Raw genomic sequence first — 3392 nt, 5'->3', positions numbered from 1 at the left:
TTTAATTTACTCTTTTATCACCTCCGTCTCCATACGAAGCAAAGGGCACTAATCAGTGATTAGATGCCCTTTGCAAGTGCTATTCCGGACCTTGAGTTACTTGAATTCGTCCCAGCTCATAATCTCTATTTCATCCACGTCCTTGGCACAGAATGCCTCGATGAAGGAAGCGGCGAGACGAGCATTGGTCACCAAGGAAATATTGTGATCAATGGCTGCACGACGCAGTTTGTAGCCGTTGGTCAGCTCTCTCGGGGTGAGGTTTTTATTTATATTCACCACGAGATCGACCGTGTGGTCCCGCACCAGGTCCAGCGCCTGAGGCTTCTTACCCTCGTCGCTTGGCCAGTGGCAGAGCTCGGCAGGGACACCATTTTCATTAAGGAAGCGACAGGTGCCCTCGGTGGCGTAGATCTTGAGACCACGCTTGACCAACAGACGGGCAGGCTCGAGGAGATCGACCTTCTGCTTAGCTCCACCAGTGGACATCAGCACGCCTCTCTCAGGGATCTTTTGCCCTACGGCAAGCATCGACTCGAGGAGTGCCTCGGAGGGACTGTAGGAGATACAGCCCACCTCTCCGGTGGACATCATATCCACTCCCAGGACAGGATCGGCTCGCTGGAGACGAGAGAAGGAGAATTGAGACGCCTTGACACCGACATAGTCGAGATCAAATACACTCTTCTCCGGCTTGTCGTACGGCTTGCCGAGCATAACCTTCGTGGCGAGGGTGATGAGATTCATCTTGAGCACTTTCGAGACGAAGGGGAAGGAGCGCGAGGCTCGGAGGTTGCACTCGATCACCTTGATCTCATTACCACGAGCGAGGTACTGCACGTTGAATGGTCCGGAGATATTGAGCGCCTTCGCGATCTGGCGGGTGATGCGCTTGATGCGCCGCACTGTCTCAATGTAGATCTTCTGCCCGGGGAATTGGATGGTGGCGTCGCCGGAGTGTACGCCGGCGAATTCGATATGCTCACTAATCGCATAGGCGACCAGCTCCCCCTTGTCCGCCACTGCATCCATCTCGATCTCCTTTGTATTTTCCATAAAGTCGGAGATCACCACGGGGTGCTCTTGGGAGACATCCGAGGCAAGACGGAGGAAGCGCTGAAGTTCCTCCTCATTGGAGCAGACATTCATCGCTGCACCGCTGAGGACATAGGAGGGACGTACCAGCACCGGATAGCCGACCTTGTCGACAAACTCCTTGACATCGTCGAATGAGGTGAGCTCGCTCCACGCCGGCTGATCGATACCGAGACTATCGCACATCTCAGAGAACTTGTATCGATCCTCCGCATGGTCCACATCCTCCGGCTGAGTGCCGAGGATCTTGCAGTCGCAGCGGTGGAGTCTCATTGCGAGATTATTGGGGATCTGACCGCCGGTCGATAGGATCGTGCCGTGGGGCTGCTCCAGGTCAATGATATCCAGTACCCGCTCCAGTGTCAGCTCATCGAAGTAGAGCCGATCCGACATATCGTAGTCGGTGCTGACGGTCTCGGGGTTGTAATTGATCATGATGGAGTGGTAGCCCTCCTCCTTGATCGCCTTGAGAGCAGAGACACCACACCAGTCAAACTCGACCGAGCTACCGATGTGGTACGCCCCTGATCCAAGGACGATCACACTCTTGTCCCCATCCTCAAAGGAAACATCATGGCGGTGACCATCGTAAGTGAGGTAGAGGTAATTGGTCTTGGCGGGATACTCCGCTGCGAGCGTATCGATCTGGCGCACCACCGGGGTGACACCCATACTCTTGCGCAGCTCTCGCACCTCCAGCTGCGCCGCATCCATATCCTTGATCGTGTGCTTGAGCACCGCACGTGCGATCTGGAAGTCGGAGAAGCCCTGCACCTTTGCCCTCCTCATCAGCTCTGGCGAGATGTCGCTGATCTGTGACAGGGTCTCCAGCTCCTCCGCGGTATCGATGATATTGCGAAGCTTGTGGAGGAAGAACTTGTCGATCTTCGTCAGATCGTGGATATGATCGATCGTATACCCTGCTCGGAAAGCCTTACTGATGACAAAAATGCGGTTGTCGGTAGGCTCCCGTAGAGACTTATCTATATCCGGGATGACCAGCTCCTTATTCTCGACGAAGCCGTGCATGCCCTGACCGATCATCCGGAGCCCCTTCTGGATAGCCTCCTCAAAGGTGCGACCGATGGCCATAATCTCGCCTACAGACTTCATGCTGGAACCGATCTCACGCGACACGCCGGCAAACTTGCTGAGGTCCCATCTGGGGATCTTGCAGACGACGTAATCGAGTGCCGGCTCAAAGAAGGCAGAAGTGGTCTGCGTGACACTATTCTTCAGCTCATAGAGTCCGTATCCCATACCGAGCTTGGCAGCCACAAAGGCGAGCGGATAGCCGGTGGCCTTAGAGGCGAGTGCCGAGGAGCGGCTCAGACGAGCATTAACCTCGATAACGCGATAGTCCTCACTCTGGGTGTCCAAGGCATACTGGACATTACACTCACCCACTATGCCTATATGGCGGACGATTCGGATGGCGATGTCGCGGAGCTTCTGAAACTCTGAGTTAGTTAAGGTCTGCGAGGGAGCTACGACGATACTCTCACCGGTATGGATACCGAGCGGGTCGAAGTTCTCCATATTGCAGACCGTGATGCAGTTGTCATACTTATCGCGCACCACCTCGTACTCGATCTCTTTCCACCCCTTGAGACTCTTCTCCACCAGTACCTGTGGGGAAAAGGAGAAAGCGCGCTCGCAGAGAGCATTTAGCTCCTCCTCGTTGTCGCAAAACCCACTCCCCATACCACCGAGGGCGTAAGCCGCGCGGATGATGACAGGATAGCCGAGCTTCTTAGCAGCCTCGCGGGCATGCTCGATATCCTCACAAGCCTCACTGGATATGGTGTGGACCCCGATCTCGTGCATACGATCGCTAAAGAGCTCCCTGTCCTCTGTGTCCATGATCGCCTGGACAGGGGTACCGAGGACCTCAATGTTATAGTCCCTGAGGATCCCTTTCTCATAGAGGGCAACACCACAGTTGAGGGCAGTCTGTCCGCCGAAGGAGAGCATAATGCCATCGGGACGCTCCTTCTTGATCACTCTCTCAATGAAGTACGGAGTGACGGGGAGGAAGTAGATCGTATCAGCGATCCCCTCCGACGTCTGCACCGTGGCGATATTGGGGTTGACGAGGACAGTATGGATTCCCTCTTCCTTCAGAGCCTTTAGGGCTTGAGATCCAGAGTAATCAAACTCGCCCGCCTCGCCGATCTTGAGGGCACCGGATCCGAGGAGGAGGATCTTCTTGTATTTCTTTACGTTCACGAGTTTAGGAGCTTAATAAAGTCATCAAAAAAGAATTCGGTATCCATCGGGCCTCCGTGGCACTCGGG

1 protein-coding gene is annotated in these 3392 nt (G+C 54.8%); it reads right to left on the bottom strand.

What is annotated here, in order from left to right:
• Positions 1 to 96: 96 nt before the first annotated feature.
• A complete protein-coding gene (gene carB / locus Q0F21_RS06445; protein WP_297238433.1) occupies positions 97 to 3324 on the bottom strand; it encodes a carbamoyl-phosphate synthase (glutamine-hydrolyzing) large subunit in 3228 nt (1075 codons plus the stop codon).
• Positions 3325 to 3392 lie beyond the last annotated feature (68 nt).

The sequence above is a fragment of the uncultured Porphyromonas sp. genome (assembly GCF_934359325.1).
GTDB lineage: Bacteria > Bacteroidota > Bacteroidia > Bacteroidales > Porphyromonadaceae > Porphyromonas_A.
Note: the sequence above shows the minus strand (reverse complement) of the source record. Positions and strands in the feature narration are given on the sequence as shown.